This window comes from Desulfatitalea tepidiphila, from assembly GCF_001293685.1.
GTDB lineage: Bacteria > Desulfobacterota > Desulfobacteria > Desulfobacterales > Desulfosarcinaceae > Desulfatitalea > Desulfatitalea tepidiphila.
Window position 1 is genome coordinate 78,035 of sequence record NZ_BCAG01000007.1, and the last position, 25,356, is coordinate 103,390.

At 60.0% G+C, this 25,356-nt stretch carries 23 protein-coding genes; 7 read left to right on the plus strand and 16 right to left on the minus strand.

The genetic code is table 11. The features are described 5' to 3' along the window. Positions 1-2 precede the first annotated feature (2 nt). On the plus strand, positions 3-584 hold the full coding sequence (locus DFT_RS24215) for a 4'-phosphopantetheinyl transferase family protein (RefSeq protein ID WP_054034276.1): 582 nt from the start codon (positions 3-5) through the stop codon (positions 582-584). A gap of 60 nt (positions 585-644) precedes the next feature. Further along, the gene (locus DFT_RS24220) at positions 645-2,222 is read left to right on the plus strand and encodes an MBL fold metallo-hydrolase RNA specificity domain-containing protein (RefSeq protein WP_054034278.1); all 1,578 of its coding nucleotides are present in this window, start codon (positions 645-647) and stop codon (positions 2,220-2,222) included. Between the two features lie 21 nt (positions 2,223-2,243). Here DFT_RS24220 and DFT_RS24225 read toward each other — a convergent pair whose 3' ends face one another. Continuing rightward, positions 2,244-2,561 (minus strand): tetratricopeptide repeat protein, encoded by a 318-nt coding sequence (locus tag DFT_RS24225; protein WP_054034280.1) that lies wholly within the window; start codon positions 2,559-2,561, stop codon positions 2,244-2,246. 78 nt (positions 2,562-2,639) lie between these two features. Then, entirely contained in the window at positions 2,640-3,995 is a 1,356-nt protein-coding gene (locus DFT_RS24230; protein ID WP_083453748.1) for a TPM domain-containing protein, read from the minus strand. Between the two features lie 230 nt (positions 3,996-4,225). On the opposite strand from DFT_RS24230, the gene DFT_RS24235 reads away from it, so the two are divergent. Genes DFT_RS24235 through DFT_RS25340 form a run of 4 tightly spaced genes read left to right on the plus strand, consistent with a single transcriptional unit; the run spans position 4,226 to position 7,754 of the window. Continuing rightward, entirely contained in the window at positions 4,226-5,179 is a 954-nt protein-coding gene (locus DFT_RS24235) for a substrate-binding domain-containing protein (RefSeq protein ID WP_054034283.1), read from the plus strand. Continuing rightward, positions 5,176-6,015, plus strand: a complete 840-nt coding sequence (locus DFT_RS24240; RefSeq protein ID WP_054034285.1) for an ABC transporter substrate-binding protein — start codon at positions 5,176-5,178, stop codon at positions 6,013-6,015. Before DFT_RS24235 ends, DFT_RS24240 begins: the two co-directional genes overlap by 4 nt. A 6-nt stretch (positions 6,016-6,021) precedes the next feature. Then, entirely contained in the window at positions 6,022-6,708 is a 687-nt protein-coding gene (locus DFT_RS24245; RefSeq protein WP_054034287.1) for an ABC transporter permease, read from the plus strand. Positions 6,709-6,719: 11 nt separating this feature from the next. Next, positions 6,720-7,754 (plus strand): energy-coupling factor ABC transporter ATP-binding protein, encoded by a 1,035-nt coding sequence (locus tag DFT_RS25340; RefSeq protein ID WP_076750878.1) that lies wholly within the window; start codon positions 6,720-6,722, stop codon positions 7,752-7,754. 65 nt (positions 7,755-7,819) lie between these two features. Here DFT_RS25340 and DFT_RS24255 read toward each other — a convergent pair whose 3' ends face one another. The 6 genes from DFT_RS24255 to DFT_RS24280 all read right to left on the minus strand — a co-directional run bounded on the left by DFT_RS24255 (position 7,820) and on the right by DFT_RS24280 (position 14,576). Then, positions 7,820-8,620 carry an alpha/beta fold hydrolase gene (locus DFT_RS24255; RefSeq protein ID WP_054034288.1) on the minus strand — a complete coding sequence of 267 codons (801 nt, stop codon included), beginning with the start codon at positions 8,618-8,620 and terminating at the stop codon, positions 7,820-7,822. Positions 8,621-8,638: 18 nt separating this feature from the next. After that, on the minus strand, positions 8,639-9,406 hold the full coding sequence (locus tag DFT_RS24260) for an acyl-CoA dehydratase activase (RefSeq protein WP_054034291.1): 768 nt from the start codon (positions 9,404-9,406) through the stop codon (positions 8,639-8,641). A gap of 118 nt (positions 9,407-9,524) precedes the next feature. After that, complete coding sequence (locus DFT_RS24265; RefSeq protein WP_076750879.1) at positions 9,525-10,760, minus strand: 2-hydroxyacyl-CoA dehydratase subunit D; 1,236 nt, start codon at positions 10,758-10,760, stop codon at positions 9,525-9,527. A 128-nt stretch (positions 10,761-10,888) separates the two neighbouring features. After that, positions 10,889-12,007 carry a 2-hydroxyacyl-CoA dehydratase subunit D gene (locus DFT_RS24270; RefSeq protein WP_054034293.1) on the minus strand — a complete coding sequence of 373 codons (1,119 nt, stop codon included), beginning with the start codon at positions 12,005-12,007 and terminating at the stop codon, positions 10,889-10,891. A 27-nt stretch (positions 12,008-12,034) separates the two neighbouring features. Beyond that, entirely contained in the window at positions 12,035-13,756 is a 1,722-nt protein-coding gene (locus DFT_RS24275; RefSeq protein ID WP_054034295.1) for an AMP-binding protein, read from the minus strand. Positions 13,757-13,913: 157 nt separating this feature from the next. Further along, positions 13,914-14,576: a TetR/AcrR family transcriptional regulator gene (locus tag DFT_RS24280; RefSeq protein WP_054034296.1), complete on the minus strand. Its 663-nt coding sequence runs from the start codon at positions 14,574-14,576 to the stop codon at positions 13,914-13,916. 148 nt (positions 14,577-14,724) lie between these two features. Between DFT_RS24280 and DFT_RS24285 the strand changes: the two genes are divergently transcribed. Then, entirely contained in the window at positions 14,725-16,467 is a 1,743-nt protein-coding gene (locus tag DFT_RS24285) for a thiamine pyrophosphate-binding protein (RefSeq protein ID WP_054034298.1), read from the plus strand. A gap of 36 nt (positions 16,468-16,503) precedes the next feature. Here DFT_RS24285 and DFT_RS24290 read toward each other — a convergent pair whose 3' ends face one another. From DFT_RS24290 to DFT_RS24325, 8 genes are all read right to left on the minus strand, one after another. After that, positions 16,504-16,890: a Rid family detoxifying hydrolase gene (locus DFT_RS24290; RefSeq protein WP_054034300.1), complete on the minus strand. Its 387-nt coding sequence runs from the start codon at positions 16,888-16,890 to the stop codon at positions 16,504-16,506. 215 nt (positions 16,891-17,105) lie between these two features. Next, positions 17,106-17,450, minus strand: a complete 345-nt coding sequence (locus tag DFT_RS24295; RefSeq protein WP_054034301.1) for an Mth938-like domain-containing protein — start codon at positions 17,448-17,450, stop codon at positions 17,106-17,108. Between the two features lie 533 nt (positions 17,451-17,983). Continuing rightward, positions 17,984-19,642 (minus strand): AMP-binding protein, encoded by a 1,659-nt coding sequence (locus tag DFT_RS24300; protein ID WP_054034303.1) that lies wholly within the window; start codon positions 19,640-19,642, stop codon positions 17,984-17,986. Between the two features lie 9 nt (positions 19,643-19,651). Next, complete coding sequence (locus DFT_RS24305; protein ID WP_054034305.1) at positions 19,652-20,221, minus strand: helix-turn-helix domain-containing protein; 570 nt, start codon at positions 20,219-20,221, stop codon at positions 19,652-19,654. Positions 20,222-20,412: 191 nt separating this feature from the next. Then, complete coding sequence (locus DFT_RS24310) at positions 20,413-22,155, minus strand: methyl-accepting chemotaxis protein (protein ID WP_054034307.1); 1,743 nt, start codon at positions 22,153-22,155, stop codon at positions 20,413-20,415. A 288-nt stretch (positions 22,156-22,443) separates the two neighbouring features. Continuing rightward, positions 22,444-23,463 (minus strand): TRAP transporter substrate-binding protein, encoded by a 1,020-nt coding sequence (locus tag DFT_RS24315; protein WP_054034309.1) that lies wholly within the window; start codon positions 23,461-23,463, stop codon positions 22,444-22,446. A gap of 48 nt (positions 23,464-23,511) precedes the next feature. After that, entirely contained in the window at positions 23,512-24,810 is a 1,299-nt protein-coding gene (locus DFT_RS24320) for a TRAP transporter large permease (protein ID WP_054034312.1), read from the minus strand. After that, positions 24,807-25,307, minus strand: coding sequence for a TRAP transporter small permease (locus tag DFT_RS24325; RefSeq protein WP_054034314.1), 501 nt, complete (start codon positions 25,305-25,307; stop codon positions 24,807-24,809). The genes DFT_RS24320 and DFT_RS24325 overlap by 4 nt, the downstream gene beginning before the upstream one ends. Positions 25,308-25,356 lie beyond the last annotated feature (49 nt).

The window sequence follows — 25,356 nt, forward strand, 5'->3', positions numbered from 1 at the left end:
TCATGACCCGACGCACGACCCTGCATCCCGTGATCCTGCCGGTACCGGCGGCGGCCCGGCCGCTCAAGGGGCGCCCCAAGGTGGACGCCCTGCGCGCCGCGGCCCGCGAAGCGCTGGCCCAGTCGGCCCGATACAGCGGCCAGAAACTCGGCCCGCTGGACAAGGATGACAACGGCGCGCCCCTGCCGAGCAACGGCCTCTATTGGTCTCTGACGCACAAGAATGCCTACGTGGCCGCCGTCTGCTCGCCCCATGCGGTTGGCATCGACATCGAACGGCTGCGTCCGGTGAGCGAGAGCCTGGGGGAACGACTGGCCGCCCCGGACGAGTGGGCGCTGGCGCCGACCGTCGACACGCTCCTCTTCTTTCGTTACTGGACCGCCAAGGAGGCCGTGCTCAAGGCGGTCGGCATGGGGCTGACCGGCCTGTCCCGCTGCCGGATCCACCGCATCGTCGATGACGACCATCTCCTGCTGACCTATGACGGCCGGCCCTGGCAGGTGACCCATCATCGGGTTGGACAAGAGCATCTGGTTACGATAACCTCGGACCGTGTCGAGTTGATATGGCATTTGCGCCTTTGACAGCGAAACCCTTCACCCTGGGGCTGAATCCGTCCAGACCTGCATAGAAAGGAACAGACCATGCACATCACCTTCCATGGCGCGGTAAGAGAAGTGACCGGATCCATGCACCTGATCGGTACGGAAACCGATCATATCCTGCTTGATTGCGGCCTTTACCAGGGGCGCCGAAAGGAATCCGAGGAAAAGAACCGGGTCTTGCCGTTTCAGGCCTCCATGATCAACAACGTGGTGCTCTCCCATGCCCACATCGACCATTCGGGCCGCATTCCCCTGCTGGTCAAAAAGGGCTTTTCCGGCCGGATCGTCTGCACCCGCGCCACGGCCGATACCTGCGCCTACCTGCTGCCCGACTCGGCCCACATCCAGGAACAGGATGCCGAATACCTCAACTACAAAACGGTGCGTGCGGCCCTCTCCCATGGCCCGACGCTCAACGGCAAACCCATCGGCAAACGCAAATACGAAGCATTGAAAAAGATGCTCAAAAAGGGCGGCGGCCAGCGCATCGACGCCGACGCCGTGACCCAGCTCATGATCCGCCATCGCCTGGAGCGCGTGGAACCCCTTTACTCGATCGAAGATGCCGAACAGGCCTTGAGTCAATTCGACGGGGTGCCCTATCACAGCACGAGCACCGTAGGCAAACATCTCACCTGCACGTTTTACGAAGCCGGTCATATTTTAGGGTCGGCCATCACCATCGTGCGGCACAACGACAACGGCCGGACCCGTACCGTGGCCTTCACCGGCGACCTGGGACGTTTCGACAAACCGATCCTGCGAGACCCCTGTTTTCATTTCGACGAGCAGGACCGCGACATCGACATGCTCATCATCGAAAGCACCTACGGCGACCGCGACCATGAGCCGGTGGTCGATTTAAAACCCCATCTGATGAGAACGCTCAACGAGGCCTTCGAACGCGGCGGATGCGTGCTGATCCCCGCCTTTGCCTACGGCCGCACGCAGGAGTTGCTCTATATCATCCACGAGCTCTACTCCGAAGGCTCGGTCAAACCCAGGCCTGTCTATGTCGACAGCCCGCTGGCCACCAACATCACCAAGGTCTTCGGCGAGCACCCCGAAGTCTATGATCGGGATACCCACGAGACCTTTTTGCGCAACGGCAAAAATCCCTTCGACTTCAAACAGGTGCACTTCACCCAGTCGGTCGAGGAGTCCATGGCCCTCATGCGCGACAACAACCCCCATATCGTCATCTCCGCTTCGGGCATGTGCGAGGCCGGTCGCATCCTGCACCACCTGCGTTATAAAATCCACAATCCCAAAAACACCATCATCATCGTCGGCTTCATGGCCCAGCATACCCTGGGCCGGCGCATCCTCGAGCAGGGCGAGGCCTATGAGGCGGCCGGTCGCAGCGGCGACGCGCCCATCGTCAAGATCCTCAACAAAGAGTATCCCCTCAAAGCCCATGTCGAAAAAATCGGGGGTTTTTCCGCCCACGGGGATCGCAACGAACTGCTGCGCTTTTTGAAATCATCCAATCTGCGCGTGAAGAAGATCGCCGTGGTCCACGGCGAAGAGGATCAGAGTCTGGCCTTTGCCGATCTGTTGAGAAAAAACGGCTATGATGCGCGGGTACCGATGGTGGGTCAGACCTTTGAGCTGTAACAACCGGTCCACTAGGATGGGTTAGTCGCCGCCTTGCCTCGATCCATCGGGATAGGATCGATTCAGCCATGCCACCCGAAGCGGATGGCGGTCCGTGAAGGATCGAGTGCGTTCGCGATGATACCGGAAGCGCTCTTTGTAGCCGCTGCGCTGCGGGTCCAGCCGTGCGGCCGTCTGGTAAAGCCCCGCGTAGGCATAGGTCAGGTAAAAATGCGCGTAGGCATCTTCCGGATTCAGCTGCAGGGCGGCTTCGAGGTCCGCAACCGCCTTGTCGTACTGCTTTCGGCGGTAGTGCAGGTAGCCCCTGAATCGATGGCCGAAAGGATCCTGCGGCGCCAAGGCGATGTAGGTATCCAGCTCTTTCAGGGCCTTGTCGTCCTGGTAATAGGCATTGACCCAGGCGATCGCCAGGTATTTTTACGGCCGGGGGTCCTGGGGTGATCGTTGTTGCACCGCCTTGAGCAGCGGTATCGCCTTGCGGCTCATGGAGACCAGGGTGTAAAGACGTCCCAGGGCCATCGAGACGTCGACATCCTTCTCGTCGGACTCGTGCAACGTTTCGTAAAACACCACTTGTTCGGCCCACCAGGCGTCTTTTTCGATGGTGTACAGGTCATCGCCGGCCAATGGAATGTCCTGCCCATTGAAATGAAAGGCATCCATGAGCAGGCCCATGTAGGGATGCTCGGAAAACTCGATGCCCCAGTCGGGGGCCGTGCCCATGCGCACGAAGCGCCGCTGGTGCACGATATCGAACTTCCACCCTTCCCCGCATCGGCACAAGAAGAAGGGGCTGTTCTCCCATCCCTTTTCCCTGCCGAAATAGATCACCGCATAATCGCCGGATTGCCTCACCTCGTATGATTTCCGGGCATAACGCCGGTAATCCTGATCAAAACGTGCGTCCGGCAGGTGGATGTAGTCGCGGTAGGTGAGCCGTGTAATGGCGGTGTAGACGCCCAGGTCGGGATCCCGCACCTTATCATGCCAGTGCCGGATCATGGTTTGCCAGGCTTGCTCGGGCGTGCTGCCGGCCGGGTAACTACCGTTGATCACCCCGGCCGACGGCCCCGGCCGCTCCTGCTCTTCGAGCACATGCCGGGCGCCGGCGCCCTGGGAGAGATAGCGGGCGTCCAGTGCCGCTACCGAGGCATGGTTGTATCGCCCCTGATACTTGATTTGGGAGCGGGCCTCGATCTCTTCCATCATCGCGATCAGGCCGATGTCCAACTTTCCCGAAGCAAAGTAGGGCTGCAGCTGCACATCCTGGATATAACCGGTGAACAGATCGGTAAACACATCTTCGAGCTCGTATCCCACCTCGAGTTTCACGGTCTTGACGTCATCCACCAGCAGCATCAACAGGCCGCGCCCCTGCAGCTGCTTGCCGATGTCCCAGTTGGAAAACAGCTGAACGGCGGCATCGGTCACCGAAGAGCGATCCCCGAGAGAGGGAAGGACCACGATGAGGATTTCAATCTTGTAGCGGTCACGAATCGCCGACAAATGAAGCTCGACCGATGGCCGGACATCCTGCGTCACGCCGACATAATCAAAGACCATATGATCTTCCGCCGGCCGCGCCTTCAGGGTCCGCTCCAAATCAAAGCCGCCCTCTCTGTCGCACCTCGGGAAAAGCAACAGCATCATGACCAGCAGCCAGAGGGGTCGCCAAGCACCTCTCGTTGGACGAACGGCATTGCGTTGCGATGCGTCGGCACGGGAAAGTTCCCCCACCGTTCGGGCCGGAGCGGTTGTGATCGCCGGGACCATGTCATACCTCGTCGGATTTAAAAAATTAATAGTGAAAATTGAGGGTTATGTCAAGGCGGGGTTGCGGCCGCGGCAACACACCCGGAGGATTGAAGCGATCCGTGCTGGTGCAAGTGTTGTTTTGGGTTATTTATGGTTTTCTTTAGAAATACCTTTCACAATGCTGTTGACACCATTAAACCATCACGACTATTTTAAACCTTTGATTTCAAACGCCGGAGAGGGATTTTATGGGAAAACTGCTGACCACCAGAGAGGTTGCGCGCCACCTGGGCATCAATGAAAAGATGGTTTACACGCTCATTGCGGAAAAAGGGCTGCCGGCTTCCAAAGTGACCGGCAAATGGCTTTTTCCCCAGCACCTGGTGGATCAATGGGTCGAGGCCCACACGGTGAATTTGTCGGCCGTGACCGGACCGACGCCTTCCGCCGAAGGCTTGCTGATCATCGCAGGCAGCAACGATCCGCTGCTCGAACAGACCATCGGCCTGTTCAATGGTGTGTACACCGATAACCTGGCCGTGTTCGGGAACCTGGGCAGCCTTGGCGGCATCCGTTCGCTCAAACAGGACCTGTGCCACATCGCCACGAGCCATATTCTCCAGGAAAATGGCCAGGAGTATAACTTCGAGATTCTAGACCAGCATCTGGACACGCTCCCGGTGGTGGTCAACTTCTGCCGCAGGCGTCAGGGGCTGATCGTGGCCAAGGGCAATCCCCGATCCATTCACCAGACCGCGGATCTCAATCAAACCGGCTTGCGGGTGGTCAATCGGAAGCTGGGTACCGGCACCCGCCAGCTCTTCGACCTGGAGCTGAACAGAGCCGGGATCAAGGGTGCCGCCATCAGCGGTTATGACCATGAAGTTCAACGTCACATGGATATCGGGCTGGCCGTGCTCTCCGGAAAAGCGGACGCCGGGCCGGGCATCCAGCCGGTAGCCGAGCAGTTGGGCCTTGATTTTGTGCCCTGGCGCTGGGAGCGCTACGATCTGCTGATCCGCAAGGAGCGGTTTTTCGGCGTTCCCATGCAGCGCTTTCTCGGCCTGCTGCATGAAGAGCGTTTTCACCGCCTGGCGTCCCCGTATCTGGGTTACGACACCACCATCAGCGGCAAGATGATCTTTCGCCAAACCACGACCAATCATGAATCCAACCAAGCAAGCGAGGAGGAAAAGCGATGAAGACCTTATTTTTTATTGTTAAACGCCACTTACTTTGGGTACTGATGTTGGCTTGGCTTTGCGGCCCGGCCTGGGCCGCCGAACCGCAACAGCTGCTCATGGCGACCACCACCAGCACGGACAACACCGGTCTGCTCGACTACCTGGCCCCCTATTTCACCAAGGCCACGGGCATCGATATTCGCTGGACCGCCACCGGCACGGGCAAGGCCCTGGCTTTAGGGCAGAATTGCGATGTGGATGTGTTGCTGGTGCATGCGCCGGCGGCCGAGAAAAAGTATGTCGAAGCGGGTTACGGTCAAAACCGGCGGGAAATCATGTACAATGATTTTGTCTTCATCGGGCCGACCGCGGACCCTGCCGGCGTCAAAGGCAAGTCAGTGGCCCAGGCCCTCGAGGCGATCAAGGCCAAAAAGGCGGCCTTCATCAGCCGCGGCGACAACTCCGGCACCCACAAAATGGAGATAGAGCTTTGGCAATTGGCCAACCTGCCCCAGCCCGAAAAGGAGAGCTGGTACGTGTCAACCGGCCAGGGCATGCTGACCAGCATCAATGTCGCTGCCGAAAAGTCCGGTTATATCCTCACCGACCGGGGCACTTACATCAAATACGCCCATGACAAAGGCGGTCAGCCGCCCATGGTCGTCCTGGTGGAAGGCGATGACGTCCTGCGCAATCAATACAGCGTCATCGAAGTGAGCCCGAAAAACTGCGCCAACGCCAAAGCCGACCTGGCCCGGAAATTCTCCGACTGGATGGCCGGTTCCCAGGCCCAGAAACTGATCGGCGATTTCAAGTTGTTGGGGCAGTCGTTGTTCATTCCCAACGCAAAATAGGGTCCCATGGACTTCATTCTCGAGGGTCTGCGCCAGGCGTTCCTGCTGCTATTCTCCGGCAATGCCGAAACCTATTCGGCGGTGGCGGCCACGCTGACGGTTTCCAGTTACGCCATGGCCGTCAGCCTGGCCGTGGGGATTCCCTCGGGGTTTGCACTGGGCCACCTGCGTTTTGTCGGCCGGCGCCAGGTTCGGTTGGTGGTCGACACCTTGATGTCCTTGCCCACGGTCTTCATCGGCCTGATCGTCTATGCCTTTGTCTCGCGGCAGGGGCCGCTGGGCCACATGGGCCTCCTGTTCACCCTGCAGGGAATTGCCATCGGCCTGACCATTCTGGCCCTGCCGGTGGTCATTTCCTTGAGTGCCGCGGCCGTGGAGAGCACGGATGCCAGCCTGCGTACGACGCTGCTTTCCCTGGGCGCCGGCAACCGCCAGTTGATGCTCGGTACGTTGTGGGAGGCCCGCCACGCCATCCTGGCCGGATCCTTGGCCGCCTATGGCCGCGTCATGACCGAAGTGGGAATCGCCATGATCGTCGGCGGCAACATCAAGTGGCATACACGCACCATCACCACGGCCATCGCCCTGGAGACCAATAAGGGCCAGTTCGGCATGGGCATCGCCCTGGGACTGGTGCTGCTGTTGATCGCCTTTATCGTCAACGGCTCCGTATCGTTTCTCAGGAAAAGATAGCCCAGGCCGCCATGACCCTCTATCAGCTCGAGCACATCCAACATCGCTACGAAAGCCGGCTGGCGCTCTCCCCGGCGCTCTCGATTGACCGCTGGTCCGTTGCCGAGGGCGCCATCACCGGATTGTGCGGTCCCAACGGCAGCGGAAAAAGCACCCTGCTCAAACTGCTCGGTTTCATCGAACGCCCCAGCCAGGGAGAGATTTACCTCCAGGGCCGCAAAGCCGACATGGGCATGCGGGGGGTACGCGACCACGTCACCCTGCTGCCCCAGGAATCCTATCTGCTTAAACGAAACGTTTACAAAAATATCGCCTATGGTCTTCGGCTCCGCAAAGACCGAAGTGACGAAGCCCGACGCGTCCATCAGGCCCTGGACCTGGTCGGTTTGGCGCCCGATCGGTTCGCCCTGCGACCCTGGTATGCCCTGTCCGGCGGCGAGGCGCGTCGCGTGGCCCTGGCCGCCCGGCTGGTGCTCAAGCCCAAGGTGCTGCTTCTCGACGAGCCCACCACCAGCGTCGATGCGGCCAGTGCCCAGCAGATGAAGGCCGCAGCCCTGCATGCCCATCGGCAGTGGGGATCGAGTCTCGTCATCTCCAGCCACGATGTGCAGTGGCTGCAGGATATCTGCCACGACATCGTCTATGTGTTCAACGGCCGAATCCTCGGCCAAGGACAGCGCGCGCTGCTCTTCGGCCCATGGCAGCGCCTGGAGGGCAATCGCGTCGGTCGCCGCTTGGCCGAGGATCAGATCTTCGTGGCCGGCAATCCACCAGACGAGATCGACAACGCCGTGGCCGCCATCGATCCGGCCCACCTGAGCCTTCACCCCTCCGACCAGAACATTCCTGATGGCATGATGGCCCTCAAGGGTCTCCTGACACGGCTGGCGCTTGAAAATGCCACCGGCCGCATCCGCTTGGCGGTGGCCGTGGGCCACACCGAATTTACCGCCAGCCTCCCCGCGGACACCCTCGCCGCCGAAAATTACCGTCCCGGCAAAGAGATCTGGATCGCCTATCGGCCCGATGAGGTGACCTGGTATTAGATCGGCACCCGCGACACAGAGATTCCGGTCTCGGAGCGGAGGCGCCCAAAGTGCAGTCGAATCTCTTATCCGTCCGACAAAAAGTCACTGATCAACCGGATGAAGCGTTGGGGTGCTTCGGCGGGGATGGAGTGGCCGATGCCCTCCAGCTCCATGTGGCGGCCGCCGCAGATGGCGGCCGTCTCTTCGGCTCCCTCCCGCGTCACCAAGGGATCGTCCTCGCCGGTGAGCAGCAGCGAGAGGAACGGCAGGTTGCCCAGAACGTTGCGCAAAGGCGGGTAGTTCTGCAGCGCGGCCAGGTGTGCCCTCAGGGATTCGGTGTGGTTACGGCGCACGATGGTCTTGACGATGCGTTCGAGGTGCTTTTCATTATCGCGCAAAAAAATGCGGCCGAACACGTGAGGCAGGGCCGCCCACACCATGGCGTCCAGGCTGTGGCGCTGCAAAATCTCGTACCAGGAACGCACGATCATCTTGGCGCGAAATGTGGCCCGGGTGGAGATGCTGCACAACACCATCCGACTGATCAGGTCCGGCGCATTGGCCGCCAGGGCCAGGGCGATGCGCGCGCCATGGCTGACGCCGACGACGGCGGTCTGTTGAATGTTCAGTTCCGTGAGCAGCTGTTTGAGATCTGAGACGTGAAGGTCCATGGAGAGGGGCTTGTCGCCCAGATCGCTGGCCCCCTGCCCCCGGCCGTCGTACATCACCATTTTGAAATTGGCGGCCATGGCCTTGACCACCGGTTTCCAGTTGACCGTGGTCTGCAGGGTCCCATTGATGAAGGCGATCGTCGGCTTTGTCGCCCCCTCGCCGGCCAGCTCGTAATAGATATTGCAGTCGTCGATGGTCTTGAGATAGGGCATGATCCCCCTGCGGTGATCCTATCCTTTTGATGCGATCAGGGCCGCGCCGATGGCGCCGGTCACCTGGGCATATTCGGAAATGATCAGGTCGTCGCCCAGTTTTTCTTCCAACGCTTTCACTACGCCGATGTTCTTGGCCACGCCACCGGTCATCATGATCGGCGGCCGGACGCCGATGCGCTTGGCCATGGAGACGACCCGCGCCCCGATGGATGCGTGAATGCCGGCGATGATATTCTCGCGTTTTTCTCCCTTGGCGATCAGGGAGATCACCTCCGACTCGGCAAAAACGGTGCACAGACTGCTGATGGGCGATGCCTTTACAGCCGCCAGCGACAAGGGACCGAAGGCATCCAGATCCACCTCCAGGGCGCGGGCCATCACCTCCAGAAAACGGCCGGTGCCGGCGGCGCACTTGTCGTTCATGGTGAAATCCTTCACCCGACCGGCGTCGTCCAGCACGATGGCCTTGCTGTCCTGGCCGCCGATGTCGATGATCGACCGCACCGCAGGATCGAGAAAATGGGCACCGGCCGCATGGCAAGTGATCTCGGTCACCGCCTTGTCGGCGAATCCGATGCTGTTGCGGCCGTAACCGGTGGCCACGATTTTTTCAACGTGGTCGTTCGCCAGACCGGCCTGGCCCAGGGCCTGGTCATACACCTGGCGACCGGCGTTCTGGGCGTTGTAACCGGTGAGAATGACACACGTGCTCACGATTTCATGGTCTTTAACCAGGGCCGCCTTGGCGCTGATCGAACCCACATCGATGCCTGCGGTGATCATAGTACCTGCTTCCCGTTCAAACGAAAAAGTCTTTTAATTTAAGAGAAATCCGTTCCATTCCCCGCGCAGCAACCGTTTATCGGCAGGTGGCCCGGCCTTTCAGGCAAAGCCCTGCCGACTACAACATCTCGATGAAGGCATCGATCCGCGTCTCGATCTGACTCTCGGAAAAACTGCGTTCGTCCACCATGTCGGCCTCGATCATCAAGGTCGGTATGCCCAGCTTCTTCTGAATGATGCGCTGGATGTCGTACTGCCCGAACGAATAGGGCTTGCAGCTCCGGTTGGAGTGGAACACCACCCCGTCGGCATCGTACTTCTTCACCATGCGGATGATGTTGTCGGCCATGATATCCGTGCCGCTGTTCAGGAAGATCCGGGCGTAGCTCTCGCCCAGGAACCCGAGAAAGTCGCTGCGGTCCACGAACGGCATCCAGCTGGTCCAGCCGGAGGTGTACGTATCGGCCACCAGACAGGCCGATCGCTCGATGAACTTGTTCGACAACCAGCGCAGGCGGTACCAGATCGGCAGGTTGTCCCACACCAGACGGTACTTCTCGTTGGGCAGCATGCCGATACCCTGGGCCACGCGCTCCTTCATCTCGGCCAGCAGCATCTCGTAGTAATCCACGGCCGTCTGGGTGCCCCGCAGGGTGACGATCATGGCCAGATGAAAAAAGGCGTCGAAACAGGTCATGGGCGCGGGCCGGTTCATGGTGGTGTCGAGAATCTCCTGCCACAGCTCCTGGCCTCGGATTGACAGGTCGCCGACCACTTTCATGCGGTCGTAGTCGAATTTCTTGCCGCACACCTGCTCGAGGAAACGGATATACTCCTCGCTCTGCCGGGTCACGTAGCGGCGCATCTCATCGTTGAACTCGGTGTGGGTGATGGGCGTGTCCAGAATAAACAGGGGCACGTTGTAGTAACGCGCCTGAACCTCATACCACTTGAGCACCGTGCCGCAGATGTTGTTGCAGCAGATCAGCATGTCCGGCTCGGGCAGGCCGCCGATGGGGCCGCCGTTGACCGTGGCGCTGGCGATATCGGCCCGGGCGTACGAGCACAGGTCGCGGGGGTAGCCCATCTCCTCGGCCCGCTCGCACAGTTCGACCCCCATTTTGCTGGCCCCGATCATGGCGCCGTAGTTCTCCGGGTAGATGGGAATCACGTCCATCGCATGCAGCGGCTCCACAGGGCCGCCGCTGGTGATCCAGGCGATGGGCTTGCCCCGCTGCTCCTTGGGGGTCTTGGCCTCCATGTAGTACTGGGCCATGATCTCGCGCATCTTGCTGTCGCATTTTATTTTTCGACGCTCTTTATCCGGGTCGATGATCTTCTCGTCGGACGGCATAATCTCTCCAAAAGAAGTTGGAAGTTTTATCTTCTAACCGTGGTCGTTTGACCATCGTATCGCCTTTAAACTCTAAATAAGACAGAATACCTTCCCTTAACACTTTACACTCCCCTGCGAAGCAGGGGCTAAATCATCTCCAGAAACGCCTCGCATCGCGTCCGCAGCTGCCCTTCGGAGGAGAGCTGGTCTTCGATTTCGAACATGATGCTGGGGATGCCTTCTTTGTCCAGCATGGCCTTCATATAGGGGTAGTCGAAGCCATGCGGATCGCAGAACTTCAAAAAGAGAAAGATCACCCCATCGGCCCGGTTCTCCTTCACCTTCTCCAACAAATAGGTTCCGCGGTTATAGATGCCGGCGTGCTTGGCCGGGCAGACCACCCGCTCCCGGTAGCGCTCGGTCAGGGCCTGGATCGGTTCCCGGGTTTCGTCCACCAGCCCTTCGAAATAGCGCGCCCCGGTGCAGAAGTCGTCCCACACCACCCGGCCCCCCGCCTCTTCAACGACCCGGTAGATATCGGGCATGCTGCACAGTCCGCCGCTGAAGACGATCCGCTTTGTCGACTCGTCTTGGGACTGGGGCGCCGCGGCCAGCTGGTCGACCAGGGTCGCCAAGGCCTCGGCCAGCTCAACGCGGTCCATGACCAGGGCGGCCCTGAAAACGGCGTGCAGGTCGCTGCCGCCGATGACGCCGGGACGTGTCCGGCGAAGCTCGTAGAGCGTTGCAAGGAGCTGCCGAACCTGGTTGCAGATCCGGATGGCGTCGGCGAGCCTGGCGTCCGTGAGGGTCACGCCCAGGCCCTTTTCCAGATCCTGCCGAAAACGCCGCAGCACAGACACCATATAGTCGACCGCGCTCTCGGTGTCGAGCTTGACCGGCAGGATGATATCGGCATGAAAACCGAAGCCGGTGTTCATCCGCCAGATGTCCGAAAGGCGCTGGATCGAATCGCATGTATGGGGAAACACCGCGCCGTCGAGAAATTCGAGGCGTCCGGCCAGGGCGTCTTCCAGGGATCCGCGCACCAGGCTGCAGCAGTAGGCCTGCAGATAGCTGTCGGCCCGCGAGATGTCCGCGCCGCTGCCCAGGATGCGATAGGGCAGGGCACCGGCGGCCACGATCAGTTCCTGGGGAGTGTACGAGCAGAAGTTGCCCACCACCTTGCCGCCGGTACGCGTTTTCCACTGCCGGGCATAGTCGGCGGGATGCTGGCTGATGTCTCGAAACAGCTGGAGAGGATCCATCGATGTCGCTCCTTGAAGTTTTATTTTTTACTGATCGCCGGCATAGGCCCCTGCGGCTTTCAACTCGGCCACGGCTTCGTCCTGCAGGACGCGGTAGGCGATCTTGCCCACCAGGGTCTGTGGCAGCTGCTCCCTGAACTCGATCTCCCGGGGGCAGCTCCACTTGATCAGGTCCTTGCGGCAATGTTCGATCAACTCTTTTTCCATATCCGGTCCTGCCTGGGCCGGGTCTTTGAGCACCACGTAACCCTTCACGCGCTCGACCTGGCTGCGGTCGGGGACCCCAATGACGCACGCTTCGGCCACCGCGGGATGCTTGTAAAGGTGATCCTCGACCTGGGCCGGATAGACGTTCATGCCCGAGGATTTGATCATGCGTTTCTGGCGCAGCTTGAAATAGAAGAAGCCGTCCGGGTCCATGGTCCCGATGTCGCCGGTGTGCAGCCAGATGCGGCCGTCGGCATGGGTCCGCAGGGTCTTGGCGGTCTCTTCGGGCTGATCGAGGTAGCCCATCATCACGGCCGGCCCGCTGATGCAGATTTCGCCCTCTTCGCCCACGGACGCCTCTTCGGTGCTGTCCGGCCGCACGATCTTGGCGTGCATGTCCGGAAAGGGCACCCCGATGCTGCCTTCGCGATATTCGTCCACCGGCAGGGCCATGATCCCCGTCACCGCTTCGGTCAGGCCATAGCCCTCCAGCAGCTTGACGTTGCCGCCCTGGCGACGGACGATCTGTTCGAAACGCTCCTTGACCACCCGGGGCAGGGTGTCGGCGCCGCAAAAGGCCGCCTTGAGGCAGCTCAGATCCGCCTTCTGGAAACCGGGATCGCGCGTCAGGGCATCGAACAGGGTAGGCACTCCCACCACGAACGACGGCCGCTTGGTGCGGATCAACCGGGCCACCTCCTCGGGGGTGAAGGTGGGCACCAGGATGGATTTTCCGCCGCCCATGAAGGCCGCGTTGACGCACACGCCGAGGCCGAAACCGTGAAAGATCGGCAGGATGGCCAGAATCGAGCTGTCTTGTCGCATGCCCACCCAATGGGCGCATTGCAATCCCTCGGCAATGAAATTGAGGTTGGACAGCATGATGCCCTTGGGTCTTCCGGTGGTGCCGCCGCTGTAAAGAATCACGGCCATGTCGTCGGGCGCCATGTCGGCCTTGGGCGCATCGGGATTGGCGTTCCGCATCACATCCTGCCACCAGACCACCCGGGGATCGGACGGCACCTTGGGGATCTTGCGCCCCTTGGTGAGGTTGAAGCCGATGCCCTTGAGCCACGGCAGATAATCTGGAATCCGGGTGAGGATGATCCGCCCGAGGCCGGTGCGATCGGCCACCTCGGCGAACTTGGCATAGAATGCATCGATCGTCAGGGCGATCTTGCTCCGACTCACATTGAGATAGAATTCGATCTCCGCTGCCGTGGAGAGCGGGTGAATCATGCTGGCCACGGCCCCCAGCCGGTTGGCCGCATAAAAGCAGACGATCCCCTGGGGCGTGGTGGGCATGGCGATGGTGATACGATCCCCCTTTCCCAGGCCCAATCCGGCCAGGGCGCCGGCGAACCGGTCGATCTCCTCGAGAAAACGGCGGTAGGTCGAGGTTCGGCCCAGGAAATCATAGGCAATGGCATCGGGGTATCTGGCGGCGGTCATGGCCACCGCCTCGTACATGGTGACCTGGGGATAATCGATGGAATCCGGGACGTTGCCGTAGAAACGGCGCCAGGGCGGGCTTTCAGGCATGCGACGACCTCCTTCAGGGTTGGACCGGTGGTTCCTGGCGATAAAAAACATACCGATCGGTATGTTTTCACGAAATCCTCACCGAAATCCCGCGGTTTGTCAACTGCTCATTTCGGTCCCCGGCGATTCCAACGAAATGCTTTGCATTAAACCCGCCTCACCCTTTCATCGCCTGAAGGTCGGACAGGGTCTGCTCGAAAGCGCCCTCGCGCACCGTCACCAGGGGCGACAGGATCCGGATCCACAGCTCCCGCATTTTCCGATAATGGCCCGGCTCGTCGATGCTCACCGACTGGATCGCCATGCCTCGCATGGCATAGAGCGTCAGGTTCATCACATCCTCGATGGGCAGGGCCGCCTCTCCGGCGGGCGCAAAGTTTCCCCGCCACAGCCGGTCCAGGGCAGCGAAAAAGTCTCGAATCACCGGTTCGATCCGCGCCTTCAGGGCCGGGTCCGTGCGGCAGGCCACGTTGATCTCCAGCCAGATGTCCCGATAGTCGCCTTGGTAGAAATTTCGCCAGACGAATTCGACCAGGGTGTCCAGGGGCTGGTCGCTGGCGTCGAGCAGAGGCGCCAGTTCCGCCACTTTGTCGATGGGGCCGGTCAGAAAAGACTCGGCGGCCGCGGCCACCAGGTCCCGCTTGCTGCTGTAGTGGTGCCGCCACGCGCCACGCGAAACGCCGGCACGATCGAGAATCTGAGAAATGGAGGTGCCGTGATACCCCCGCTGTTGAAGACAGGCGAGGGTCGCGGCGATCAGGCGCTGGCGCATGTCGCGGCTCTTTTCCTCCTGCGTGCGTTTGCGAGAATTGTCGATCATTGTCATTTCCTTCCCGGGATTGCGCAGTTCGTGTCTGCTCCCAGAGGGACTCATACCACAGGCCTGGCCTCAGGGGCTATGTTTACATCGCTCATCTGAACCTTATACTGTTCGCAAACCATGACCACACTGTAACAAAGGAGCGCCCATGGAAACCCATGGCGGCAATGTCATCGCCGGTGTGTTGCAGCACCATGGCGTGGAAAACCTCTTTGCCCTGTGCGGCGGGCATATCTCCCCCATCCTGGTGGGTGCCAAGCGCGCCGGTATCCGGGTCGTGGACGTGCGCGACGAGGCCACGGCCGTTTTCGCCGCCGACGCCACAGCCCGCCTGACCGGAACCCCCGGCGTAGCCGCGGTCACAGCCGGTCCCGGCGTCACCAACACCATCACCGCCCTGAAGAACGCGCAGATGGCCCAATCACCGGTCGTGTTGCTGGGCGGCGCCGCCGCCACGTTGATCAAAGGACGCGGCTCGCTGCAGGATATCGACCAGATCTCCCTGGTGAAATCGATCTGCAAAATCGCGGTGACCATCAACCGGAACTGCGACATCGTGCCGGTACTCGAGCACGCCTTTCAGGTGGCCCGATCGGACGTCCCCGGTCCGGTGTTCGTGGAGTGCCCCATCGATCTGCTCTACAGCAAATCGCTGGTGCGCCGGTGGTATGGAGCCGGATCACAGGGCGCAGGTAAAGGCGGCATCAAGAGCAAGCTGTTCCAGTTCTATCTGGAGCGCCATGTGGATCGCATGTTCATGTGCGATTTCGATGACATGGCGCCAATTCCGCTGGAAGTCGCCACACCCGAGATCAAAACCGGCAAAGTGGCCGCGGCTGCCAGGATCCTCGCCGATGCCCAGCGGCCGGTGCTGATCGTCGGCAGCCAGGCCATGCTGCAGCCGGCGGCCGTGCCGCGCCTGGCTTCGGCCATCGAACGGCTGCAACTCCCGGTCTATCTCACCGGCATGGCGCGCGGGTTGATGGGGCCGGCCCACCCCCTGAATCTGCGCCACCGCCGCACGGAAGCCCTTAAAACCGCCGATGTGGTGATGCTGGCCGGCATGCCGTGCGACTTCCGCCTGAACTATGGCCGTTCCATCAACAGCCGGGCCAGACTCATCGCCGCCAACCGCAGCACCGGCGACCTGACCCTCAACCGCAAACCGAGCGTGGCCATCCATGGCGATCCGCTGGAGGCCGTCTGTCAACTGGCCGAGGCCCTGACGGCGGCACCGGAGAGATGGCTGGAGTGGTTGGCGGCATTGCGGGAGCGGGACCGGCAGCGCGAGGCCCAGATCGAGGCCATGGCCCGAACGCCCGGCGAAGAGGTCAATCCCATCGCGCTGTTGAAATCATTGGACCGCTTTATCGACGACCGCTCGATTCTCGTGGCCGACGGCGGTGATTTCGTCGCCACCGCCGCCTACACCCTGCGGCCCAGGATGCCGCTGAGCTGGCTCGATCCAGGTCCCTTCGGCACATTGGGGGTCGGCGCAGGATTTGCGCTGGGGGCCAAACTGAGCCGTCCGGATGCCGAGGTATGGTTGCTCTACGGCGACGGTGCAGCCGGATACAGCCTGCAGGAATTCGACACCTTCGTGCGCCATGGGGTACCGGTGATCGCCGTGGTAGGCAACGACGCCGGTTGGGCCCAGATCGCCCGGGACCAGGTCAAGCTGCTGGAGGATGAAGTCGGTACAGTCCTGCGACCGACGGCCTACCACGAGGTTGTCCAAGGCTACGGCGGCAAGGGCTTGCTGGTCGCGTCGGAAGCGGCCATCGCGCCGGCGCTCGAAGCCGCCCGGGAGTCGGCCCGGGCCGGCACGCCGGTGCTGGTCAACGTTCACATCGGCAAAACCGAATTCCGGGAGGGATCCCTCTCCATGTAAGCGCCATGACAACACCGTTGGAATGCGGGGAAGCGGTCACCTCTGCACCGCGATGCATTTGATCTCCACCAGAGCGTTTTTGGGCAATGTCTTGACAGCCACCACGGCCCGCGCCGGCTTGTGCTCCCCGAAAAAATCCTGATAAATGCGGTTAAATGCAACGAACTGGCCCATGTCGGCCAGAAAGACATCCACGGCGGCCACGTCGGTCAGGTCACATGCGGCGGCCTGCAGGATGGCCCGCAGATTGGCCAGTGCCTGGCGGGCCTGGGCGTCGAAATCGCCGCCGGCAAACTCACCGCTTGCGGGATCGAGCCCCAGCTGACCGCTGACAAAGACCATACCGCCACCGATGCGGCCCTGCGCGTAAGGTCCGATGGCCGCCGGTGCTGCGGTGGTTTCGATGGGTATGGTGGAAGACATTGCTTTCTCCTCTCTGTTCCGATGTGGGGTTTCCATGCAGATGCTTACAAACATGATCAACAAGTTGACGGCTATGTATAAGATCACTGCCGGACGGCGCCGTAAGAAGTTCAAGATCAAGGCGCGCGAAATTCCGTGTCCTGAGGCGTACTTGTCGTACGCCGCAAGGACCACGGTATGAGCGCAACGCAGATATTGAGATTCTTACGGCGCCGTCAACAGGTCAAATGAAAGCAACCGGCCACATCACCCCGCCGGCGGCGCAAGTCATTGAAGATCCGGACCGCTGCCTCGGTCCGGTCGGTCACCAGGTCGATGCCTTTTTCGGCGAGCATCGCTTCCAGGTCCGGCACGGCGTGCATCCGGCCGTATATCCCCATGCCGGCCACGATCACCCCCGGTGCCACCGCGATGAGCGGCGCCATATCCTCCAGCGCCAACCGATGGCCGAACGGCCGCCACCAGTTGTCCTTCACACGACCGTCTGGAAATATCATCAGGTCGGACGTATATTCCTGCCCACCGATGGTCATGGTGCCGAACGCGCACGATTCTATCATGCCCTGCCCTCTCTTTCGTTTGGCCCCAAAAAAAATATTGAGCGCCACAGGAAAGTCAACACGCGACCTGGCGTGCCGGCCATTCTCATTGAATGAAATTCACACCGAAGGGCATGCTTGTTAAAAGTTTTTTCATTTGAATTTCGCATTTCAACGGAGATGGCAGGCGTGAGTGGGGCAGGTGGCCAGGGCCACGTGAGCCATGCGGTTTAGCGCCGGTTGAATGCAAACGGCGGATAAGCGGCCCAGACTGTTTGAGCGCAGCGAGTTTCTGGGCGGCCCGCCGTGCATTTTAGCGGCACTTGACCGCTTGGCGTGTGGCATCGGCCACCTGCCCCACCCACGCCGGGTTTAATGAATATCATGCAATTTGAATTGCTGCCGCCGCGGGACGCAGGGACGGTGGCACCATAAAAAAACATGGCTGCGGATGAAAGCGGGGGGCGAACAAAAAGGTTTCGGCCAGGGCGGGAGAGCAGCGACCAACTCGTGCCGCCCCGGCCAGTGCGATACTGGGGTTCAATAGACGCGTTTCATACCGGTATGCGATCCGGGCCGGGAAACAGGTCGACGGAGAGCTCCTTGAGCTTGTATTTCTGGATCTTGCCGCTGGCCGTCATGGGGTAGCCGTCGACGAATGCCACGTGCTTGGGAATTTTAAACCGGCTGATCTGGCCGCGGCAGAAGTCGCGGATGTCGTCGGCGGTCAGGTCCGCGCCCGCTTTCTTGATGATAAAGGCGCCGACCTCCTCGCCGTACTTTTTGCTGGGCACCCCCACGACCTGCACATCGACGATGCCCTCCATCCGATAAAGGAACTCCTCGATCTCCCGGGGATAGATGTTTTCGCCGCCGCGGATAATCATGTCTTTATGCCGTCCGGTGATGGCCAGATAGCCGTCGGCGTCCATGACGCCGAGATCACCGGAGTGGAGCCAGCCATCGGCATCGATGGCCTTGGCCGTGGCTTCGGGCATGTTGTAGTAGCCTTTCATCACGTTGTAGCCGCGGCAGCACACCTCGCCCTGCTCGCCCACGCCCAGTTCCCGGTGGGTTTCGGGATCCACGATCTTCACCTTGATATGCGGCATGGCCCGTCCCACGGTTTCCGTTCGCCGGCGCATGTCGTCGCCGGGCAGGGTCTGGGTGATCACCGGCGACCCCTCGGTCAGTCCGTAGCATATGGTGATCTCCCGCATGTACATCTTTTCGATCACCTGGCGCATCACGTGCACCGGGCACGGGGAGCCGGCCATGATGCCGGTGCGCAACGAGGAAAAATCGAACTTGTCGAACAGCTTGTTTTCCAGCACGGCGATGAACATGGTCGGCACGCCGTAAAGGGCCGTGCACCTTTCCTGCTCGACCGAGGCCATCACCTGCACTGGATCGAACTTTTCCAGAATCACCAGGGTGGCCGCGTGGCTCACCGCCGCCAGCACGCCCAGCACGCAACCGAAACAGTGGAACAGGGGCACCGGCAGGCACACCCGGTCGGCCGCCGTGAACCGTTGATTCTCGCCGATCCAGAAGCCGTTGTTGCCGATGTTGTAATGGGTGAGCATGACGCCTTTGGGAAAACCGGTGGTGCCTGAAGTGTACTGCATGTTGACCACGTCATGGGGGTCGAGCTGGGCCTGACGCGCCGCGTAGTCGCCCGGCACGGTCATGGCGGCCATGGCCATCACTTCGGGAAGGGCATAACACCCGCGATGCTTTTCCATGCCCAGGAAAAAGGCCCGCTTGAGGCGAGGAAACCGCTCGCTCTGCAGTCGGCCGCGCTCCTGGGTCTTGAGCTCGGGCACCAGATCGTAAAGGGTCTGCAGATAGTCGGTGTCCATGTACCCATCGATGAGAAAGATATTTTCACACTCGGACTGCTCGAGCAGGTAGGCCAGCTCGGCGCTCTTGTAATTGGTGTTCACCGTCAGCAGCACGGCCCCGATCTTGGCCGTGGCAAACTGCAGGGTCACCCAGTAGGGTATGTTGGTAGCCCACACCGCCACCTTTTCACCCTTGGCCACGCCCAGAGCCATGAGCCCCTTGGCCAGGCGATCGACCACTTCACCGAACTGGCGGTAGGTCAGCCGAAAATCGCGATCCACGTAGACGATCGCCTCGTTGTCCGGATGGCGTTCGATCGCCTCGTCCAACAACCGCCCCAGCGTTATGCTGCGCAATGCCTCGCCCATGGCCACCTCCTATTTCGGAATGTAGAGCACTGCGTAGATGGCGGCCGGTTCGGTGCCTTTGCAGCTCACATAGTGGGGTACGACCGAATTGTAATAGATGCTGTCTCCCACCTCGAGGGTGTAGGTCTCATCCGCATAGATCACTTCCACCTGTCCCCCCTGTACCACGATGAACTCTTCACCCTCGTGGCTGGAGAGCTGTTTTTCCTGAGCCGATTCGGGCATCAACTCCACGTAGAACGGCTCCATGTGGCGATCGCTCTTGCCCTTTCCCAGGGAATAAAACTTCAAATCCACGGGCTTGTCCTTGCCCCGCAGCATGCTCAGCTCGCTCTTGCGCTCGGCCTGCCGAATCACCAACGGGTCTTTGCTCAGCTGGTCGTCCAAAAAAGTGCCCAGCCGCACCTCCAATGCCCGGGCGATCTTGAGCAGCGGCCCCAGGGACGGATAGACATTGTCCGCCACCACCGAATCGATAAAATCGGGCGACAGCCCGGTACGCGCCGCCAGATCCTCACGACCGATCCCTTTTTGTTCCATAAAGGCCTTGATTCGCAGGCCCACCTTTTCAGATTTCATCCGACCTCCTTTGCGCCTGTTGAAAATAAGGGCCGGTCCAGCCGTGCCCTGGGACAGGCGGCCGACCGACCCGGCATCCTTTGCATTTTCTGAAAATTTATTTACTTAACCTATGCTGCCACAAGGATCAAAGGAAAATCGCAACACCATCTCCGGGCCTGCTGCAGCTCGTTGCGGAAACCCGCGCCGTATCATACCTCAAAGTAGCGGTCCACCATGCCCTTGAGTTGCACGGAAAGCTGGGCCAGGCTCTGGGCACTGAGGCTCACTTGAGAACTGCTCCTGGATATGTCACTGGCTGCATGGTGCACACCGGACATCTCCTCTGTGATCCCGGCCGCCAGATGAGAGCTTTCGTTCACATTTTCGTTGACCTCCTGTATGCCCACGGAGGCCTGGCCGATATTGGCGGCGATCTCTTTGGTGGCGCTCGATTGCTCCTCGACGGCGGAAGCGATAGTGGCGACCAGTTCGTTGACGTTGCTGATGACTCGGGTGATGGTCTCCATCTGCGAGACGGTGGTGACCGTCGTGCCCTGGATGTTTTCGATCTGCCGCTTGATGTCCTGGGTGGCATCGGCGGTCTGTTTGGCCAGCTCCTTGATTTCATTGGCCACGACGGCAAAGCCCTTTCCAGCCTCGCCGGCGCGGGCCGCCTCGATGGTGGCATTGAGCGCCAGAAGATTGACCTGCTCGGAAATATCCGTAATGGTATCAATGACCTTGCCGATTTCATGCGCGGCCTGCCCCAGTTCGTTCATGCCTGTGGCCGTCACCGAGGCCTGGCCGGCGGCTTCGTCTGAAATGCCGCGGGCCTTTTCCGCATTCTGGGCGATCTCACCGATGGTCGAGGACATCTCCTCGGCCGCAGACGCCACCATCTGGGCATTATTGGCCGACTGTGCCATGGCCGAGGCGATGCTCTGCATCCTTTCGTTCATATCGCCGGCAGCTTTTTCCACGGCATTGGATCGATCGGAGGTTTCCCCGGAGCCTTGGGACAATTGCTCGGCGATGGTGGAAAGATCCGCGGAAGAGCCGTTGATGGAATCGATCCCCTGGATAATCTCCTTCATCATCTCCCGCAGCGACAACGTCATCTGGTTGAGCGCCTCGGCCATTTGACCGAGCTCGTCCCGGTTGCGGATCTCCAACTGGTTGCGGAAATTGCCCTTGGCCATATCCCTGGCAAAGGCGACGGTCTGTTTGAGCGGTCCGGTGATGGAACGGGTGATCAGATAGGCCGTCGCCACGAGAATGGCGAAAATGACCACGCACAGCACCATGAACAGCTTTTTGACGAAAGCGGCCAGGTGCGCCGCGATCTCCTCCAACACGCCGTGAAACTGCTCGAGCAGTTGTGGAAATTCGGTCTGAATGGCTGAAATTCGATTGGCCAGCCGGCGTTTCTGTTGATCTTCCGAAGTCTGCACATAATCGGCCAGCAGGGCCCGCCATTGTGCCGATGCCTCATGGGCCCTGTCGGTGACCCGGACCATTTTTTCCAGAAGCGGATTGCCCTGCAGGCCGTTCACCAGAATGGCGGTATGGCGGTTGTTCAGCGCTTCCGCAGGACCATCTTTTTTCACCTGAATGGCAACCGCTTCATCCACCGAGTGGCCGCTGGCGATCAGGCGATGCAGCTCACCGATGCGCCGATCGGCCATGCCCATCTTTTCGAGATTGCCGTAGACCCGCTCCAGAGCGGCTCGCTCTCCGGTCATCATGAATTCGCCCAGGTTGGCCTTTGCCTGATAAAATTGGGTTTCGTACAGGAATCCGGCCTTGGCGATCTTACCGATATCGGTGATCTTTCCGAAAAAGGCGATACTCGTCATCACGATCACCCCGATGCCCACCAGCGCGAACACGATCATCCAGGAAAGCTTCCCGGCCACTGTTTTTCCCAGCTGTAACTTGCTGAACAACCCCATTTTTCCAATCCTCCGGTTCTCAATTGGTAACAGAAATATATCGTTTAAAATGTCATGCGATGTCGATGGTCATATTTATTTTCGGTTGCCATGCGGCACTTCTTGAGTCCAAAGGCGAACCTGATCATCGGGCAGGAATTGAATTTAATTCATATATTCAAAGGATTATCAACAGGGCGGGAGAGTCGTGAACAAATCGTACCGATTGAAACGGTTCATATGCCGAGGATGAAATGTTTCGTGCAACGCCGATATCGGCCCAATCGGCCACTGGTGGACGGGCTCGGCCTACTTCATTTCGAGAAGCCGGAGGGCGGTCTGCAGCACCGCCTGGGCATCGAGGTTCTTGGCGGTTCCTTTTTCGACCCATTCTTTCCTGAGCGGCTGGGTCAAGCCCTTGAGCCGGCGCATTTCCTCGTCCGAAAGGGTGTTGATCTGGATGCCTTTTTCCAAGGCCCGCGATTTGAAGGGTTCATCGGTTTCGTCATAGGCCTTTCCGGCCGCAAGGGACATGGTCAAACCGGTGGTCTCGTCGATCGCCTTGCGGATGTCTGCAGGCAGGGCGTCGTATTTGCGCTGGTTCATCACCACCATCATGGTCATGGTGTAAAAATCGATCTCCAGGGCGAACCGGGTCAGGTCGTCCAATTTAAACACGCCGAGACCTTCCCAGGGCGCCACCGTGCCGTCGACAACCCCTCTTTCCAGGGCGGAATAGGCTTCGGTGATCGGCATGGCAATGGGAATGGCACCGTAGATTTTGAGCGCCTGGGTGACAAAGGGGCTGGCGGTCCTGATCTTCAGGCCTTTCAAATCATCGAGGGATCGGATGGGCCGTTTGGTGGTGTGAAAGTCGCCGCCCGGATGACAAAAAAGGGCCAGGAGCTTGACCTGGCTGTACTCCTTGCGGAAATCGGCCGATTGTTCGTAGGTGTTCCACATGGCCGCGGCGGTCTTCTCGGCGCTGGGTGTCATGTAAGGCAGGGCGAATACCTCGGTCATGGGGAAACGGCCCGGCGTGTAGTCGTGCAAGGTATAGGCGATATCCGCAATGCCCTTTTCGGCCAATTCGTAAAGCGTCGCGGGTTTTCCGAGGGCACCGGCCGGAAACATCTTCACCTCGATTCGACCGCCGGTCATTTCGCTGATCTTTTTGGCCCAGGGTTCGAACACCTTGACCTGCATGGTGTGCATGGGGGAAAATCCGGTGGCGAACCTGAGCGTTTCGGCCGCCGTTCCCGTGGAGACCCACGCCGTCGAAGCCAACCAAAACGCCAGACATGCCCACACCATTCGCCGCGTTTTCATCTTGCACCTCTCCTTGTTCCCGTATCGCCGTTTCTCCGTCGCGTTCAATCACATATGCGCTGGAATGAAAAGGGCAATCTGGGGAAAAATCGTCAGCAACACGATCACCGCGAGCATCGCGATCAAAAAGGGCCAGATCCCCCTGAAAACTGTGGATAGCGGAATGTTCGGCGCGGCGGCCTTCAATACGAACACGTTGAGTCCGATGGGCGGGGTGATCAGACCGGCTTCCAGAACGATCACCATGATCACGCCGAACCAGATGGGATCGAACTGCAGGGCCTGAACCACGGGAAAAAGAATCGGCAACACCAGGATCATGATGGCGTAACAGTCCATGACGCAGCCAAGCGCCAGGAAAATCGTCAGCATGACGGCCAGGACGGCGTACCTGGGAAAGGGCATGGCCGCCATGGTATCGGCCAGCCACATGGGAAGGCCGGTCAATCCGAGAAAGGCCGAAAAGATGTTGGCGCCAATGATGATCAGAAAGATCATGGCCGTGGTCGCGCCGGTCTCCTGCAGGCTCCACAGCAGGTTGTCCCAGGTCACTCGTTTTCGTGACAGGGCCAGGAGGAGACCGCCGAAGGCCCCCATGCCGGCCGCCTCGGTGGGGGTGAAGATGCCGTAATAGATGCCGCCCATGACCAGCACGAAAAGCAGGAGCATGCCCCAGGCCCCTTTGAGGGACCGCAACTTCACCGTCCACGATGTCCGGGGACCGCAAGGCCCCAGCGCCGGTTTGATCCGGCACTGGACATGGATGGTCAGCACAAACAACGCGCTCAACAGCAGGCCCGGCAGCAAACCGGCCATGAACAGCTTGCCGATGGAGGCTTCGACCAGGATGCCGTACAGGACGAAACCGATGCTGGGCGGAATCAAAATGCCCAAGGTGCCGCCGGCGGCCACGCACCCGGTGGAGAGCCGTTGATCGTATCGGTACTTGTTCATTTCAGGAATGGCCACCATGCCCATGGTCGCCCCGGTGGCCAGGGAAGAGCCGCACACGGCCGCAAAACCGCCGCAGGCCATGATGGTCGCCATGGCCAGCCCGCCCCTGCAGCGGCCTAACCAGGCATGCAAGGCCTTATAGATATCCTCGCTGACACCCGAAACGAAAGCAAACTGCCCCATCAGAATGAAGAGGGGAATCACGCTCAAGGTGTAGGATTTGCTTTCGGCCAGGGGTGTGATGGAGAGGATATACAGCGCGCTGCGGGTGTCCTGAATCACACACAGGCCCAGAAACCCCACCAGGGCCATGGCGATGCCGATGTACATCTTCAGCGCGAGAAAAATGAAGAGCACCAGGATGCCCAGGATGCCGATCCACTCGGAACTCAAGTTGGGTCTTCCTTTCGCCCCGACAAGAGACCGACGATGTCTCTGACGTATTCGATACACATGGCGATACTGCCCAGAACCAGGAATAAAACGAAGGGATAATTCGGGATCACCAGGTTCGGCGATACTTCGCCGACCTGGAACAGGTCCAGGGCTTTTTTCAACCCCATGTAGGCCATCAACACGAAAAGTCCCAGACAGAGGAGATGATTGACGAGCGCGACGATGCGGCGTACCCGCTTGGGCGCCGAATCCATGACGATCTCCACACAGACGTGCCGTTTTTTGGATTGGGCGTACCCCAGGAAGGCGTATATGAGGATCAGGACCAGAAATTCCGTCAGCTCATAGGCGCCCAGCAGGGGGGCATTGAAAAGATAGCGGCCGGCCACATCGACCACCGTCAGCACCATCATGGCCAACAGAGCAAAGGCCCCCAACTTGGAGAGCCACGCGCTGACATTTGCACTTTTGGAAACCATGGTCTTTAAATCCATTCGATCGTCAATCCCCTTCACCCTGAAAGCTGACCGTTAATAGAGGTAA

Bases quoted from the DNA above. Each gene is read 5' to 3' on its own strand.
- DFT_RS24260 (WP_054034291.1), bottom strand. From the start codon at position 9,406: ATGATCACCGCAGGCATCGATGTGGGTTCGATCAGCGCCAAGGCGGCC.
- DFT_RS24240 (WP_054034285.1), top strand. From the start codon at position 5,176: ATGAAGACCTTATTTTTTATTGTTAAACGCCACTTACTTTGGGTACTG.
- DFT_RS24220 (WP_054034278.1), top strand. From the start codon at position 645: ATGCACATCACCTTCCATGGCGCGGTAAGAGAAGTGACCGGATCCATG.
- DFT_RS24310 (WP_054034307.1), bottom strand. From the start codon at position 22,155: ATGGGGTTGTTCAGCAAGTTACAGCTGGGAAAAACAGTGGCCGGGAAG.
- DFT_RS24295 (WP_054034301.1), bottom strand. From the start codon at position 17,450: ATGATAGAATCGTGCGCGTTCGGCACCATGACCATCGGTGGGCAGGAA.
- DFT_RS24305 (WP_054034305.1), bottom strand. From the start codon at position 20,221: ATGAAATCTGAAAAGGTGGGCCTGCGAATCAAGGCCTTTATGGAACAA.
- DFT_RS24280 (WP_054034296.1), bottom strand. From the start codon at position 14,576: ATGATCGACAATTCTCGCAAACGCACGCAGGAGGAAAAGAGCCGCGAC.
- DFT_RS24325 (WP_054034314.1), bottom strand. From the start codon at position 25,307: ATGGATTTAAAGACCATGGTTTCCAAAAGTGCAAATGTCAGCGCGTGG.
- DFT_RS24230 (WP_083453748.1), bottom strand. From the start codon at position 3,995: ATGGTCCCGGCGATCACAACCGCTCCGGCCCGAACGGTGGGGGAACTT.
- DFT_RS24265 (WP_076750879.1), bottom strand. From the start codon at position 10,760: ATGCCGTCCGACGAGAAGATCATCGACCCGGATAAAGAGCGTCGAAAA.
- DFT_RS24315 (WP_054034309.1), bottom strand. From the start codon at position 23,463: ATGAAAACGCGGCGAATGGTGTGGGCATGTCTGGCGTTTTGGTTGGCT.
- DFT_RS25340 (WP_076750878.1), top strand. From the start codon at position 6,720: ATGACCCTCTATCAGCTCGAGCACATCCAACATCGCTACGAAAGCCGG.
- DFT_RS24215 (WP_054034276.1), top strand. From the start codon at position 3: ATGACCCGACGCACGACCCTGCATCCCGTGATCCTGCCGGTACCGGCG.
- DFT_RS24255 (WP_054034288.1), bottom strand. From the start codon at position 8,620: ATGCCCTATCTCAAGACCATCGACGACTGCAATATCTATTACGAGCTG.
- DFT_RS24235 (WP_054034283.1), top strand. From the start codon at position 4,226: ATGGGAAAACTGCTGACCACCAGAGAGGTTGCGCGCCACCTGGGCATC.
- DFT_RS24300 (WP_054034303.1), bottom strand. From the start codon at position 19,642: ATGGGCGAGGCATTGCGCAGCATAACGCTGGGGCGGTTGTTGGACGAG.
- DFT_RS24270 (WP_054034293.1), bottom strand. From the start codon at position 12,007: ATGGATCCTCTCCAGCTGTTTCGAGACATCAGCCAGCATCCCGCCGAC.
- DFT_RS24275 (WP_054034295.1), bottom strand. From the start codon at position 13,756: ATGCCTGAAAGCCCGCCCTGGCGCCGTTTCTACGGCAACGTCCCGGAT.
- DFT_RS24245 (WP_054034287.1), top strand. From the start codon at position 6,022: ATGGACTTCATTCTCGAGGGTCTGCGCCAGGCGTTCCTGCTGCTATTC.
- DFT_RS24290 (WP_054034300.1), bottom strand. From the start codon at position 16,890: ATGTCTTCCACCATACCCATCGAAACCACCGCAGCACCGGCGGCCATC.
- DFT_RS24285 (WP_054034298.1), top strand. From the start codon at position 14,725: ATGGAAACCCATGGCGGCAATGTCATCGCCGGTGTGTTGCAGCACCAT.